General features: G+C 70.7%; 14 protein-coding genes. 8 read left to right on the top strand and 6 right to left on the bottom strand.

The features are described 5' to 3' along the window. Nucleotides 1–41: 41 nt before the first annotated feature. The 6 genes from nadC to ABLE88_RS08130 form a co-directional block, all read right to left on the bottom strand. Nucleotides 42–926, bottom strand: a complete 885-nt coding sequence (nadC, locus tag ABLE88_RS08155) for a carboxylating nicotinate-nucleotide diphosphorylase (RefSeq protein ID WP_348830941.1) — start codon at nt 924–926, stop codon at nt 42–44. A gap of 10 nt (nt 927–936) precedes the next feature. Further along, nucleotides 937–2,481, bottom strand: coding sequence for an L-aspartate oxidase (locus ABLE88_RS08150; protein WP_348830940.1), 1,545 nt, complete (start codon nt 2,479–2,481; stop codon nt 937–939). Next, nucleotides 2,478–3,461: a quinolinate synthase NadA gene (gene nadA / locus ABLE88_RS08145; RefSeq protein WP_348830939.1), complete on the bottom strand. Its 984-nt coding sequence runs from the start codon at nt 3,459–3,461 to the stop codon at nt 2,478–2,480. The genes ABLE88_RS08150 and nadA overlap by 4 nt, the downstream gene beginning before the upstream one ends. Before the next feature lie 60 nt (nt 3,462–3,521). Further along, nucleotides 3,522–4,493 (bottom strand): NUDIX hydrolase, encoded by a 972-nt coding sequence (locus ABLE88_RS08140; protein ID WP_348830938.1) that lies wholly within the window; start codon nt 4,491–4,493, stop codon nt 3,522–3,524. A 98-nt stretch (nt 4,494–4,591) separates the two neighbouring features. Beyond that, nucleotides 4,592–5,218: a TetR/AcrR family transcriptional regulator gene (locus ABLE88_RS08135; protein WP_348830937.1), complete on the bottom strand. Its 627-nt coding sequence runs from the start codon at nt 5,216–5,218 to the stop codon at nt 4,592–4,594. Continuing rightward, nucleotides 5,215–5,433, bottom strand: coding sequence for a hypothetical protein (locus ABLE88_RS08130; protein WP_348830936.1), 219 nt, complete (start codon nt 5,431–5,433; stop codon nt 5,215–5,217). Before ABLE88_RS08130 ends, ABLE88_RS08135 begins: the two co-directional genes overlap by 4 nt. Before the next feature lie 71 nt (nt 5,434–5,504). Between ABLE88_RS08130 and ABLE88_RS08125 the strand changes: the two genes are divergently transcribed. The 8 genes from ABLE88_RS08125 (at nt 5,505) to ABLE88_RS08090 (ending at nt 13,324) form a co-directional block, all read left to right on the top strand. Then, nucleotides 5,505–6,077 (top strand): OsmC family protein, encoded by a 573-nt coding sequence (locus ABLE88_RS08125; protein WP_348830935.1) that lies wholly within the window; start codon nt 5,505–5,507, stop codon nt 6,075–6,077. A gap of 123 nt (nt 6,078–6,200) precedes the next feature. Then, nucleotides 6,201–7,316, top strand: coding sequence for an acyl-CoA dehydrogenase family protein (locus tag ABLE88_RS08120; RefSeq protein WP_348830934.1), 1,116 nt, complete (start codon nt 6,201–6,203; stop codon nt 7,314–7,316). 81 nt (nt 7,317–7,397) lie between these two features. After that, on the top strand, nt 7,398–8,252 hold the full coding sequence (locus ABLE88_RS08115) for a sulfurtransferase (protein ID WP_348830933.1): 855 nt from the start codon (nt 7,398–7,400) through the stop codon (nt 8,250–8,252). A gap of 22 nt (nt 8,253–8,274) precedes the next feature. Next, on the top strand, nt 8,275–8,886 hold the full coding sequence (locus ABLE88_RS08110) for a 2-hydroxychromene-2-carboxylate isomerase (RefSeq protein WP_348830932.1): 612 nt from the start codon (nt 8,275–8,277) through the stop codon (nt 8,884–8,886). Beyond that, entirely contained in the window at nt 8,883–10,061 is a 1,179-nt protein-coding gene (locus ABLE88_RS08105) for an NAD(P)/FAD-dependent oxidoreductase (RefSeq protein WP_348830931.1), read from the top strand. Before ABLE88_RS08110 ends, ABLE88_RS08105 begins: the two co-directional genes overlap by 4 nt. Before the next feature lie 72 nt (nt 10,062–10,133). Continuing rightward, nucleotides 10,134–11,498, top strand: coding sequence for a CmpA/NrtA family ABC transporter substrate-binding protein (locus ABLE88_RS08100; protein ID WP_348830930.1), 1,365 nt, complete (start codon nt 10,134–10,136; stop codon nt 11,496–11,498). Between the two features lie 3 nt (nt 11,499–11,501). Then, nucleotides 11,502–12,344, top strand: coding sequence for a nitrate ABC transporter permease (gene ntrB / locus ABLE88_RS08095; RefSeq protein ID WP_348830929.1), 843 nt, complete (start codon nt 11,502–11,504; stop codon nt 12,342–12,344). Nucleotides 12,345–12,370: 26 nt separating this feature from the next. Then, complete coding sequence (locus ABLE88_RS08090) at nt 12,371–13,324, top strand: ABC transporter ATP-binding protein (protein WP_348831116.1); 954 nt, start codon at nt 12,371–12,373, stop codon at nt 13,322–13,324. The last annotated feature ends 38 nt before the right edge of the window (nt 13,325–13,362 follow it).

The following is a 13,362-nucleotide window of genomic DNA, read 5'->3' as shown; positions in this document are numbered from 1 at the left end:
CTGCCAGGGAAGGGGGGCGCCGCGGCGGTCTTGCGCCGCGCTCAGCCGGCGAAGTCGAGCCCGAGGTCGAGGATCGGCGCGCTGTGGGTGAGCCAGCCCACCGAGATCAGGTCCACGCCGCTCGCGGCGATGGCGCGGGCGCTCTCGCGGGTCACCCGGCCGGAGGCCTCGGTGAGCATGCGCCCGTCCACCATCGCCACCGCCTGCGCGAGGGTCTGCGGCGTCATGTTGTCGAGCAGCACCGCGTCGACCTTCAGCGCCAGCAGCTCATCGAGCTGGGCGAGCGTGTCCACCTCGATCTCGATCTTCACCATGTGGCCCACCTGGGTGCGCACCCGCTCGTAAGCGGGGCGGATGCCGCCGGCGATGGCGATGTGGTTGTCCTTCACCAGCACCGCGTCGTCGAGGCCGAAGCGGTGATTGGAGCCGCCGCCGGCGCGCACCGCATACTTCTCCAGTGCCCGCAGGCCGGGGGTGGTCTTGCGGGTGCAGGCGATGGCGGCCTTGTGGCCCTTCACCGCCGCGACCAGCGCCGCGGTGGCGCTGGCGATGCCGCTGAGGCGGCAGAGCAAATTGAGCGCGGTGCGCTCGGCGGTGAGGATGGCGCGCGCCGGCCCCTCCACGGTGGCCACCAGCGCGCCGGCGGCGAGCTGATCGCCGTCCTGGGCGGCGGGGGTGAAGGCGACGGCGCTGTCCATCAGGGTGAAGGCGAGGCGGGCGGCATCGAGGCCGGCGAGCACGCCCGCCTGGCGCGCGCGCAGCTCGGTGCGGGCGCGGGCGTCGCGGGGCACGACGGCGTCGGTGGTGAGGTCGCCGGCGCGCCCGAGATCCTCCAGCAGCGCCATGCGCACCACGGGCTCCACCATGATGGCGGGGAGGGGGGAAAGATCGCGGGCGGCGAGCGAGGCGGTGGCGTGCGCGTTCATGGCGGGAGCCTTAGGGCGAGAGCGCGGGCGCCGCGACAGCGCGGGCCTGGGCGCAGGCGGCGTCGAGGGTGAGGCGGGTGTGGCGCGCGCACGCGCTGTGGCGGGGGAAATCGGTGCGGCGGTGGGCGCCGCGGCTTTCCCGGCGCTCGATCGCGCCGACCGCCATGAGCAGGCCGACCACGGCGGCATCGCCCTCCGGGCCGGTGCTCTGGGCGAGCGGCAGCAGGCGCGCGGCGGCGCAGGCGAGGCCGTCGGCGTCGCGCGCGAGGCCAAGATGCCGCGACACAAGGGGCCGCACCGCCTCGGCGCTGGGGCGTGGCGCGGCTTCCGGCGCGCGGGCCGGGCGCGGGACGGCGTGGGCGGCGCCGGCCATGCTCGCGGCGACCTCGCGGGCGCAGACCACCGCCTCCAAGAGCGAGTTGCTGGCGAGGCGGTTGGCGCCGTGCAGGCCGGTGGAGGCCACCTCGCCCGCCGCCCACAGGCCGGGGAGCGAGCTGCGGCCTTCGGCGTCCACCGCGATGCCGCCCATGTGGTAGTGCGCGGCCGGACGGATCGGCAGCAGATCGCGCGCCGGATCGAGGCCGGCTTCGGCGCACAGCGCGGCGACGGCGGGAAAGCGCGCCGCAAAGCGCGGGCCGGGGCGCGCGCGGGCATCGAGAAACACCTGCCGCCCGGCGGCGAGCTGCGCCCACACCGCGCAGGCCACCACGTCGCGGGGCGCGAGCTCGGCGCCGGGGGTGGCGGCGAGGAAGCGCTCGCCGCGCTCGTTCACCAGCAGCGCGCCCTCCCCGCGCACCGCCTCGCTGACCAGCGGCATGCCGCCCGAGCCGGCGCGGCCCACCGCCAGCGCCGTGGGGTGGAACTGCACCATCTCCAGGTCGCGCAGCACCGCGCCGGCGCGCGCCGCCAGCGCCAGGCCCTGGCCGCAGGCGGCGGGCGGATTGGTGGTGTAAGCAAACAGCCCGCCGACGCCGCCCGTGGCGAGCGCCACCCGGCCGGTCGCAAGGAGGAGGGGACCGTCGGGATGGTCCGCGAGCAGCCCTGTGACGCGGCCGTCCTCGATGAGGATGCGCCGCGCCTCGGCGTGCTCGATCACGGCGATGGAAGGGGTGCGCCGCACCGCGGCGATGAGCGCGCGCACCAGCTCGCGCCCGGTGCCGTCGCCGTCCGCATGGGCGATGCGCCGGCGCCCGTGGGCGGCCTCAAGGCCGAGCGCGATGCGCCCCGCGCCGTCGCGGTCGAAGCGCGCGCCGAAGCCCATGAGGTCCGCCACCGCGTCCTTGGCCTTGGAGAGGATGCGCCGGGCGGCTTCGGCGTCCACCAGCCCGTCGCCGGCGGCGAGCGTGTCCTGAAGGTGGAGCTCGGCGTCGTCATCGGCGCCGAGCGCCGCGGCGAGGCCGCCTTGGGCCCAGGGGCTGGAGGCGAGATCGCCCAGCGGCGCCCGGGTGACGAGCACCACCGGCTCGGGGGCGAGGAACAAAGCGGTGGCAAGGCCCGCCAGCCCGCTGCCGACCACCACGGGCCGGCCGGCGAGCGCGCCCGCGGTCGTGCTCACAGCGCCAGCATCCGGGCGACCGAGGCGCGGGCGCGCGCGGCGACCTCGGGGGCGATGATGACCTCGTGGAGGTTGTCCTCCAGCGCCGCGCGGATGTTCGCGAGCGTGATCTTCTTCATGTGCGGGCAGAGATTGCAGGGCCGCACGAAGTCGAGGTCGGGATACTTCACGGCGACGTTGTCGCTCATGGAGCATTCGGTGAGCAGCACCACGCGGGCCGGCCGCTTCTCGCCCACATAGTCCGCCATGGCGGCGGTGGAGCCGGCGAAGTCGGCCTCCGCCACCACGTCCGGCGGGCATTCCGGGTGCACCAGCACGGTGACGCCCGGATAGCCGGTGCGCAGCTCGCGCACGTCGGCGGCGGTGAAGCGCTCGTGCACCTCGCACTGGCCGGCCCAGGCGATGATCTCGACCTTGGTCTCGGCGGCCACGTTCTTCGCCAGATACTGGTCCGGCAGCATGATGACCTTCGGCACGCCGAGGGATTCCACCACCTTGCGGGCATTGCCCGAGGTGCAGCAGATGTCCACCTCCGCCTTCACCGCGGCGGAGGTGTTCACATAGGCGATCACCGGCACGCCGGGATGGGCCTGGCGCATCAGGCGCACGTCGGCCGGGGTGATGGATTCGGCGAGCGAGCAGCCGGCCCCGGTGTCGGGGATGAGCACGGTCTTCGCCGGGTTCAGGAGCTTGGCCGTCTCGGCCATGAAATAGACCCCGGCGAGCACGATCACGTCGGCGTCCACGGTCATCGCCTCGCGCGCCAGCGCCAGGCTGTCGCCGACGATGTCGGCGACGCCGTGGAAGATCTCCGGCGTCTGGTAATTGTGGGCGAGGATGACGGCGTTGCGCTCGCGCTTCAGGCGCCAGATCGCCTCCACGTCGTCGCAGACCAGCGCCCAGTCGGCGGGCGGCACCACGCGGCGGATCTTCTCATAGAGCGCCTGGGTGCGGGCGAAGCTGTCGGGAAGCGCGAGCATCGTAGCTATACTCACATTGAGCATATGTCGGGTATATGCTTATCCTGAGCATAAGCCGTGTCAAGTGCGCGCGATGGGGATTTTCGTTCCGGCCACCGCCCGCTCGGCCACGACGCCGTGCCGGAAGCGGAACAGTTTCGCAGGCCGGCCAACGGCTTCCGAGGTGGTGGCGCCGGTCTCCTCCACCAGCTCCTGCTGCTCCACCAGACGGCGGAAATTTTGTTTGTGCACCGCACGCCCCGCCAGCGCCTCCACGCAGCGCTGGAGCTGGAGCAGGGTGAAGGTGGGTGGCATCAGCTCGAACACCACCGGGCGGTATTTGATCTTGGCCCGCAGCCGGGCGATGCCGGTGGCGAGGATGCGCCGGTGGTCGGAGAACATGGCGCGTCCGCCGAGCCGGGAGGCCGCCTCGCCCCGGCCGCGGCAGCTCTCCGCCACCAGGCCGGCCTCGTAGAGCAATTCGTAGCGCTGCAAGGTGAGCTCGTCGTTCCAGGGATGGCCGTCGAGGGCGAAGGTCACGCGCGCCCGCTGGAGCCGCTCGGCGCGCTTCGGCGCCGTCTCCTTCCCCGCCCAGTCCATCAGGCGCGGGGCGATGGCCTGCGCGATCACTTCAGGCTCGCCCGCCCGGTGGTCCTCCCAGGGGAAATAATCGTACCAACTGCGCCATCCCCCTTCGGCGGGCTCGCGCTCGCGGGTGAGGCCGAGATAGGAGATGGAGATGGTGCGCGCATCGCCCTCCGCGCCGGTGCGATCCTTGTCGGCGAAGGTGTAGAGCTGCTCCACATAGCCGAGCGGGTGGTGGGTCTGCTGCTCCACCCAGTCGCGCAGGCCCGCCTGAAGCGAGCGGTGCGCCACCTCGAACGGGCCGGACGGCAGCGCGTGGCCCGCGTCGAGCGTCATCACCCGGGGCTCCCCCTGCGTCACCGCCACGAGCACGGCGGTGAGCTCGACCTTGATGGCGTGCTCCGTCCTGTGCTCCGCCTTCGCGGCGGGCTCACCCCTCGAGATCTGGCCGCGCTCGGCGCTCGACATGAAGCTCCCGGATCCGTGCCTGCCGGCCGCGCCTGGGCCGGTGGCCCGCTGATAGCACAGGCTCCGGGGGCGCGGAACGCGCTGTTGGTCGAAGCCCCTCAGGCGGCCTCGGCGACGAGCGGGCGCAGCAGCGCGTCCGCGGTCTCGCCCGCCAGCAGCGCCACGTTGGCGTCCTTGGTGATCATGGCGGCGACGATCGCCCCGTCGATCAGCAGGCCCAGTTGGTGTGCCAGCCCGCCGGGATCGCGCGCGCCCGCCTCGCCGGCGAGCCTGCCGATGGCCTCCAGCACCACCTTCTTGTGGGCGAGGGCGATCTGGCGCATGCGGTCGTCGCGCTTGTCGGTCTCCGCCACCGCATTGATGAACGGGCAGCCGAAGAAGGCGTCGTCGCAGAACCACTGGCGCAGCACCGGAAAGATGCGCTTGAGCCGCGCCACCGGCGTCGCCTCGCCGGTCATCAGCTCGCCCAGGAACCAGTCGCGCCAGGCCTTGCCCTCGCGCTCCAGCACCGCCTCCACCAGCCGCTCCTTGGAGCCGAAGGCCTTGTAGAGGGTGGCCTTGGCGGTGCCCGCCTCCGCCACCACGGCGTCCACCCCGACCGCGTTCACGCCGTGCCGGCAGAACAGGCGCGTGGCGGCGTCGATCAGGCGGTCGCGGGCGGAGGCGTCGGGCGCCTCGGGCTTCGCGCCCTTGGCCAACGTGTGGGGATTGAAGCTCGCCGTCATCTGATGCGCCCGTTCGCCTGGGAGACCATCGCCGTTCTGCCCGATCGCGCGGCAATTTTTGCCCAGGGGTCGATCTTCTGCTTCATCCTTGAGCATGAAGACAGACCTGTCTGACTGATTCCGGCGAGGAGCATGCCGGATTTTCGCCGGCTCCGCGAGACCCAAATCCCGCCCATGCCTGATAAATCCGCCAGATGGGCCATTTGCGGGTTCATCCTCTTTCCTTTGGCATGGTCTCTGCATAAGACAGACCGGTCTGTCTTTAGACATTCCCAAGGAGATCGAGATGTCAGCACCCCAGACCGTCCTCACCGGTTGCCTTGCGCCGGAGCCGACCGCCCCGACCGGCTGCCTCGCCCCCATCGACAAGGACGGGCTTGAGAAGCTCATCGCCGCCGGCAAGGCCGACCCCAAGGTCATCAAGACGCTGAAGTGCAAGACCGTGGCCGAGGGCCGGTTCCGGCACGCCAACTACATCCGCAACCTCGCCCCCTACATCGTCGACGAGCCCCCGGGCCTGCTCGGCGACGACACCGCGCCGAACCCCTCCGAGGCCTCGCTCGCCGCGCTCGGCTCCTGCCTCGCGGTCGGCCTCCACGCCAATGCGGTGCACCGCGGCTGGACCGTCCGCAAGCTGGAGCTCCAGCTCGAGGGCGACCTCAACATCACCGCCGTGTGGGGCACCGGCGACGTGAGCGAGAAGCCGGTCGGCTTCACCGACGTGCGCGTCTCCGTGGACATGGAATGCGACGGCGTGCCGAAGGCGGAGGTCGACGCGCTCATCGCCCACGTCACCAAGTGGTCCCCGGTGGCCAACACCTTCGTGCGGCCGGTGAACCTGGAAGTCTCCCTGGCCTGACGGCGTCGGGCACCCGGCCGATCCGGGCGCCCCCGCCCTCCCGCCGTCCGGCCCGATGCCGGACGTCGCAGCCCCCGCGCCCGGCCCCATGCCGGGCGCCGCCTGAATTCCCTGGAGAGACTCATGCTCGCTGCGACCCTCGCCCCCTCCGCAACCTTGGCTGAGACCGCGCCCGCGCAGGTGCTCGCCGCGGTGGCCCGGATCTGCGCCGCCGACCTCGCGCCCGCGGCGCGCGCCATCGACGAGGGCGCCTATCCCGCCGACATCCTGCGCAAGCTCGCCGGCGTCGGCGCGTTCGGCCTGCACGCCCGCGCGGACGGCGCGCTCACCGATGCGATCGAAGCCATGTCGGTGGTCTCGCAGACCTGTGTCGCCACCGGCTTCATGGCCTGGTGCCAGAACACGCTCGCCTGGTACCTCATGATGTCCGACAACGCTGCGCTGCGCGCGCGCCTGCTGCCCAAGGTGGTGGCCGGCGACGTGCTCGGCGGCACCGGCCTCTCCAACCCCATGAAGGCGTTCTTCGGCATCGAGACGCTGAAGCTGCGCGGCACCCGCGTGGCGGGCGGCTACAAGGTGAAGGGGCTGCTGCCCTGGGTCTCGAACCTCGGCCCGGACCATTATTTCGGCGCCGTGTTCGCGCTCGAGGGGCGCGAGGGCAACCCGGTGATGGCGCTCATCGACTGCGCCGACCCCGCGGTGACGCTGAAGCCCTGCGAGCCGTTCCTGGCCATGGACGGCACCGGCACTTACGCCGTGCAGGTGCGCGATCTGTTCATCCCCGACGATCTGGTGCTCGCCCACGAGGCCATGCCGCTCGTCAAGAAGATGCGCGCCGGCTTCATCCTGCTGCAGGCCGGCATGGCGTTCGGCCTGATGCGCGATTGCCTCGCCCTGATGGGGGAGGTGGAGGGCCAGCTCGGCCACGTGAACCGCTATCTGCCCATGCAGCCCGGCGATCTCGCGGGTGAAATCAAGGCCCTGGAAGCCGAAGTGATGGAGCTGTGCGCGACCCCTGAAGATCCCTCGACCGGGTATTTCCGCCGCGTGGTGGCGGCGCGGCTCGCGGCGGGGGATGCCTGCGTGGCCGCGGCGAACGCCGCCATGCTCCATTGCGGCGCGCGCGGCTACGTGGCCGCCCACCGCTGCCAGCGGCGGCTTCGGGAATCCTATTTCGTCGCCATCGTCACGCCCGCCACCAAGCAATTGCGCCTGATGCTGGACCAGCTGCCGGCCTGAGCCAACAGCCAAGAGCGGGACGCAAAGTCCCCGGAAAACAATGCCTTCCACGCCGCGTCCGTCTTCCGAGAGGGGATCACCATGACCGTTCTCATTTCGCCGCCCGAGCTTTCTACCCTGATGGCCGCCGCGCCCACCGTGGTCATCGACACCCGTTCGCCCGACGCCTATGCCGCCGGCCACATTCCCGGCGCGGTGAACCTGCACGAGATCTTCACCTTCCTCGCCACCTCGACCCCCGAAGGCTTCGCCGAACTGAAGGCGAAGTTTGCCGACGCGTTCGGCAAGGCCGGCCTGTCCGGCGACGAGACCGCGGTGATCTACGAGCAGTCCATGGACACCGGCTTCGGCCAGTCCTGCCGCGGCTATTTCCTGCTCACCTTCCTCGGCTATCCGAAGGTGAAGGTGCTGCACGGCGGCTATGCCGCCTGGACCGCCGCCGGCCTGCCGGTCTCCACCGAGGCGCCCGCCCCGGCCGCTGCCGCCTTCCCGGTGGACGAGGCGGCGGGCGAGGTCATCATCGATGCCGGGGCGATGCTGGAGGCGGTCTCCGACCCGGCCATCGCCAAGCTCGACGTGCGCGACGTGGACGAGTGGATCGGCGAGAGCTCCTCGCCCTACGGCAAGGACTTCTGCCCGCGCAAGGGCCGCATCCCCGGCGCCAAGTGGATCGAGTGGTACCGCATGATGAAGCCCACCGCCGAAGGGCCGCGCTTCAAGTCGTCGGCGGAGATCATGGCCGAGTGCGCGAGCGTCGGCATCACCGCCGAGACGCCGGTCTATCTCTACTGCTTCAAGGGCGCGCGCGCCTCCAACACCTTCCTCGCCTTGAAAGAGGCGGGCGTGAAGGACGTGAAGATGTACTTTGGCTCCTGGAACGAGTGGTCGCGCGACCCGCGCCTTCCCATCGAGGAGGGGCATCCGGCGGCGACCTGAGCGCAACAGGAGGAGCCGCGCCGTGCCCGAGATCACCTGCTATTTCAGCCCCCAGTCCGGCTATGCCTATCTGGGGCACGCGCGAGCGCGCGGGATCGCCCGCGCCCACGGCGCCGCCATCCAATGGCGGCCCGTGGACATCCTGAAGGTGTTCGCCGCCGGCGGCTCCACCGCCCCGGCGAAGCAGTCGGCCCAGCGCAACGCCTACCGCAAGCAGGACATCGTGCGCTGGGCGCAGGCCGCCGGCCTGCCCATCAACACCGAGCCGAAATTCTGGCCCGCCGACACCTTGCCCGCGTGCCGGCTGATCGCCGCCGCCATCGCGGCCGGGGAGGACCCCGCCGACCTCATCGGCGCCTGCCTGTCCGCGGTGTGGGCGCGCGACCTCCAGATCGCCGACCCGCAGGTGCTCTTCGACCTCGCCGCCGCAGCGGGGCTGGACGCGACCGCCCTCGCCGAGCGCGCCGCCGCGCCGGACGCCGCCGCGTTGGTGGAGGCCTACACCGCCGAGGCGATCGGCAAGGGCGTGTTCGGCTCGCCCACCTACGTCATCGGCGACGCCCTGTACTTTGGCCAGGACCGGCTGCACTTCGTCGAGGCGAAGCTCGAAGCGATGAAGGAGACCGCGGCATGAGCGCGCCCTTCGTCATCGTCGGTGGCGGCCAGGCGGCCGCCCAGGCCATCGTCTCGCTCCGCGCCGAGGGCTATGGCGGCGCGATCGTCGTGATCGGCGACGAGGCCCATCTGCCCTACCAGCGCCCGCCACTCTCCAAGGCGTTCCTCGCCGGCGAGATGAGCGCCGAGCGCCTGGAGCTGAAGGCGCCCAATTTCTATCGCGACGCCGGCGCCGACGTGCGTCTCGGCACCCGCGCCGTGCGCCTGCTGCCCGTCGAGAAGGCCGTCGAGACCGATGACGGCATTCGCATCCCTTATGAGCGGGCGCTGATCGCCACCGGCACCCGCGCCCGCGCGCTGCCGGTGCCGGGGGCGGACCTTCCCGGCGTGTTCTCCATCCGCTCCATCGACGATGTGGCGCGCTTCCGGGCGGTGGCGCAGCCGGGGGCGAAGCTGGTCATCGTCGGCGGCGGCTATATCGGCCTCGAGGTCGCGGCCAAGGCGCGCAAGATGGGGCTCGACGTGAGCGTGGTGGAGGGCCAGCCGCGGGTGCTGGCGCGCGTCGCCTGCGACGTCATCTCGCGCTTTGCGACCGATCTGCAGGAGGCGCACGGCGTGCGCGTGCGCACCGCGACCGGCGTCGCGGCCATCCGCGGCCGCGCGCGGGTGGAGGGCGTCGAACTCGCCTCGGGCGAGGTGCTGCCCGCCGATCTGGTGCTCTCGGCGGTGGGCGCGGTGCCGAACGCGGAGCTCGCCGCGCAGGCGGGCCTCGCCATCGAAAACGGCATCAAGGTGGACGCGTCCGCCCGCACCTCCGACCCCTTCATCTTCGCCGCCGGGGACGTCTGCTCGTTTCCGAGCGCGCTCTACGGGCGGCGGGTCCGCCTGGAATCCGTGCAGAACGCCATCGATCAGGCCAAGGCTGCGGCAAAGGCCATGCTCGGCGGCGCGGTGGTCTACGATCCGGTGCCCTGGTTCTGGTCCGACCAGTACGACACCAAGCTTCAGATCGCCGGTCTTCTGGACGGCTTCGACCGCACCGAATGCGAGGGCGACGTCGCCGCCGGGCGCTTCTGCGTGCGCTATTTCGCGGCCGACCGGCTCCTCGCCGTGTGCTCGGTGAACGATCCCAAGAGCCACATGCTGGCGCGCCGCGCGCTCGCCGCCCCGCTCGCGCAGGGGAGCGCCGCATGACCGTTTCCCCAATGGCACGCGCGTTGCCTTCCCAAGTCCACCGCTGACCTTGAAACCGCGCAGGAGACCCTGATGTCGATGTTCTCGAACCCGTTTTCGCTGAAGTCGAAGCTCGGCCGATGCCTGTGCGGGCGCCACGCCACGCCGGAGGCGCACGCCGCGGCCGAGCGGGCCGCGGGCCTCGACGAGGAGACGCGCTACCGCGAGATCGTCGCCTCCGGCGTCATGCGCGCGCTGTTTCCCCAGGATGCCCAGCGCCGCGCCTTCCTGAAGGCGGTGGGCGCCTCCACCGCCGCCGCGGCGGTTTCCACCTTCTTCCCGCTCGGCACCGCCACCGAGGTGTTCGCCCAGACCGGCACGCCGGAGAAGACCGACCTCAAGGTGGGCTTCATCCCGATCACCTGCGCCACCCCCATCATCATGGCCCACCCCATGGGCTTCTATAAGAAGCACGGGCTGAACGTGGAGGTGGTGAAGACCGCCGGCTGGGCGGTGGTGCGCGACAAGACCATCAACAAGGAATACGACGCCGCCCACATGCTGGCGCCCATGCCGCTCGCCATCTCCCAGGGGCTCGGCTCCAACCCGATCCCGTTCGTGGCGGCGGCGATCGAGAACATCAACGGCCAGTCCTTCACGCTGGGCATCAAGCACAAGGACAAGATGGACGTGAAGTCGTGGAAGGGGCTGAAGTTCGCCATCCCCTACGACTTCTCCATGCACAATTACCTGTTGCGCTATCTCCTGGCGGAGAACGGCATCGATCCCGATACCGACGTGCAGCTGCGCGTGGTGCCGCCGCCGGAGATGGTGGCGAACCTCAGAGCCGAGAACATCGACGGCTTCCTCGCCCCGGACAATGTCGCCCAGCGCGCCGTGTTCGACGGCGTCGGCTTCATCCATTCTTTGTCGAAGACCATGTGGGACGGCCATCCCTGCTGCTCGTTCGCGGCCAGCAAGGAATTCATCTCCACCATGCCCAACACCTATGCGGCGCTGCTGCGCGCCATCGTCGACGCCACGGGCTATGCCTCCAAGGCCGAGAACCGCAAGGCGATCGCCGAGGCGATCGCGCCGGCGGCCTATCTCAATGCCCCGCCGATCGTGCTGGAGCAGGTGCTGGTGGGCAAATACGCCGACGGCCTCGGCCAGATCAAGGATGACCCCAAGCGGGTCGATTTCGACCCCTTCCCGTGGGATTCGTTCGCGGTGTGGATGCTCACCCAGATGAAGCGGTGGGGCCAGATCAAGGGCGACGTGGACTACAAGACCATCGCCAACCAGGTGTTCCTCGCCACCGACGCCGCCAAGGTGATGAAGGAGATGGGCCTCACGGCGCCCGCCACCACCTCCAAGAGCTTCTCGGTGATGGGCAAGCTGTTCGATCCCGCCAAGCCCGAGGATTATGTCGCCTCCTTCGCCATCAAGCGGGCCTGAGCCATGACCAGGAGTCTCGGCCTGCGGGCCGGCATCCTTTCGGTGGTGCTGTTCATCGCCTTCTGCGGCCTCTGGCAGATCGCCGTCACCCCGAGCGCACCCACCGGGCCGGCGCTCGATCCGGAATATGCCAAGCTCATGGGCATCACCACCGCGGGGTCCCAGTCCGCCATGCCGGGGCCGCTCGACGTGGCGCAAAAGCTCTGGGACAACCTAAAGCGCCCGTTCTACGACAACGGACCCAACGACAAGGGGCTGGGCCTCCAGCTGCTTTACTCCATCGGGCGCGTGGCGATCGGCTACGCGCTGGCGGTGGCGGTGGCGGTGCCGATCGGCTTCCTGATCGGCATGTCGCCGCTCGCCTACCGCGCGCTCGACCCGTTCATCCAGGTGCTCAAGCCCATCTCGCCTTTGGCGTGGATGCCGCTCGCCCTCTACACCATCAAGGATTCCTCGCTCTCGGCGATCTTCGTGATCTTCATCTGCTCGGTCTGGCCGATGCTGATCAACACCGCCTTCGGCGTGGGGGCGGTGCGCAAGGAATGGCTCAACGTCGCCCGCACTTTGGAGGTGGGGCCGTGGCGGCGCGCCTTCACGGTGATCCTGCCGGCGGCGGCGCCCACCATCCTCACCGGCATGCGCATCTCCATCGGCATCGCCTGGCTGGTGATCGTCGCGGCGGAGATGCTCGTGGGCGGCACCGGCATCGGCTACTTCGTCTGGAACGAGTGGAACAACCTGTCCATCGCGAACGTGATCGTGGGCATCCTGCTTATCGGCGTGGTCGGCATGGTGCTGGACCTGGTCCTCGCGCGCCTGCAGCGGCGCGTGACGTTCCCGGAGTGAGCGCCATGGAAACCACGCAGGACCGCATGAACGAGAAGTTCATCTCCATCGAGGGCATCGCCCGGCGCTACCCGGCGCCGGGGGGCGGGGCCACCACCATTTTCGAGGACCTCTGGCTCCACGTGGCGCGCGGCGAGTTCGTCTGCGTCATCGGCCATTCCGGCTGCGGCAAGACGAGCGTTCTCAACATTCTCGCCGGGCTGGAGCAGCCCTCCGACGGCGTGGTGGTGGTGGACGGGCAGGCCATCGAGGGGCCGAGCCTCGACCGCGCCGTGATCTTCCAGGGCCACGCGCTTCTGCCCTGGCGCAGCGTGATCGGCAATGTGGCCTATGCCGTCTCCTCGCGCTGGCGCAAGGCCTCGCGCGCGGAGATCGAGGCCCGCGCCAAGCGCTTCATCGACCTCGTGGGCCTCAAGGGCAACGAGCTGAAGAAGCCGGCGGAGCTGTCCGGCGGCATGCGCCAGCGCGTGGGCATCGCCCGCGCGCTCTCCATCGAGCCGAAGATCCTGCTCATGGACGAGCCCTTCTCCGCGCTCGACGCGCTGACGCGGGGCACGCTGCAGGATGAGGTGCGGCGCATCTGCAAGTCCACCGGCCAGACCGTGTTCATGATCACCCACGACGTGGACGAGGCGATCTACCTCGCCGACAAGATCGTGCTCATGACCAACGGGCCGGAGGCGATGATCGCCGAGGTGGTGGACAATCCGCTGCCGGCGGTGCGCGCCCGCGACACCATCCACCGCGAGAAGGGCTATTACGCGGTGCGCAACCACCTGGTGGACTTCCTGGTGGCGCGTTCCAAGACCTTCCGAGCCGAGATGCCGGCGGGCTACGACCGGAAGCGCCCGCCGCTGGTGCGCCCGGCGGTCGCGCTCGACCCGGCCGCTCCCGAGCGGCCGGCGGGCAAGGGGCCGGGCGCGGCTGCGGCGCCGGCCAACACCATCCCGTTCCCTTCCCTCGCCGGCGGTCGCGACTAGCCGCCGGGACCCCCCGCACCCCGTCCAAGGTGATCCAA

The organism is Xanthobacter luteus (genome assembly GCF_040049235.1).
Lineage (GTDB): Bacteria > Pseudomonadota > Alphaproteobacteria > Rhizobiales > Xanthobacteraceae > Xanthobacter.
The sequence above is the reverse complement of the archived record's forward strand: the minus strand, read 5'-3'. Positions and strand labels throughout refer to the sequence as shown.

Excerpts from the sequence above, each read along its gene's own strand:
- ABLE88_RS08100 (WP_348830930.1), top strand. The coding sequence starts at position 10,134 with ATGTCGATGTTCTCGAACCCGTTTTCGCTGAAGTCGAAGCTCGGCCGA.
- nadC (WP_348830941.1), bottom strand. The coding sequence starts at position 926 with ATGAACGCGCACGCCACCGCCTCGCTCGCCGCCCGCGATCTTTCCCCC.
- ABLE88_RS08105 (WP_348830931.1), top strand. The coding sequence starts at position 8,883 with ATGAGCGCGCCCTTCGTCATCGTCGGTGGCGGCCAGGCGGCCGCCCAG.
- ABLE88_RS08135 (WP_348830937.1), bottom strand. The coding sequence starts at position 5,218 with ATGACGGCGAGCTTCAATCCCCACACGTTGGCCAAGGGCGCGAAGCCC.
- nadA (WP_348830939.1), bottom strand. The coding sequence starts at position 3,461 with ATGCTCGCGCTTCCCGACAGCTTCGCCCGCACCCAGGCGCTCTATGAG.
- ABLE88_RS08140 (WP_348830938.1), bottom strand. The coding sequence starts at position 4,493 with ATGTCGAGCGCCGAGCGCGGCCAGATCTCGAGGGGTGAGCCCGCCGCG.
- ABLE88_RS08130 (WP_348830936.1), bottom strand. The coding sequence starts at position 5,433 with ATGAACCCGCAAATGGCCCATCTGGCGGATTTATCAGGCATGGGCGGG.
- ABLE88_RS08115 (WP_348830933.1), top strand. The coding sequence starts at position 7,398 with ATGACCGTTCTCATTTCGCCGCCCGAGCTTTCTACCCTGATGGCCGCC.
- ntrB (WP_348830929.1), top strand. The coding sequence starts at position 11,502 with ATGACCAGGAGTCTCGGCCTGCGGGCCGGCATCCTTTCGGTGGTGCTG.
- ABLE88_RS08125 (WP_348830935.1), top strand. The coding sequence starts at position 5,505 with ATGTCAGCACCCCAGACCGTCCTCACCGGTTGCCTTGCGCCGGAGCCG.
- ABLE88_RS08090 (WP_348831116.1), top strand. The coding sequence starts at position 12,371 with ATGAACGAGAAGTTCATCTCCATCGAGGGCATCGCCCGGCGCTACCCG.
- ABLE88_RS08120 (WP_348830934.1), top strand. The coding sequence starts at position 6,201 with ATGCTCGCTGCGACCCTCGCCCCCTCCGCAACCTTGGCTGAGACCGCG.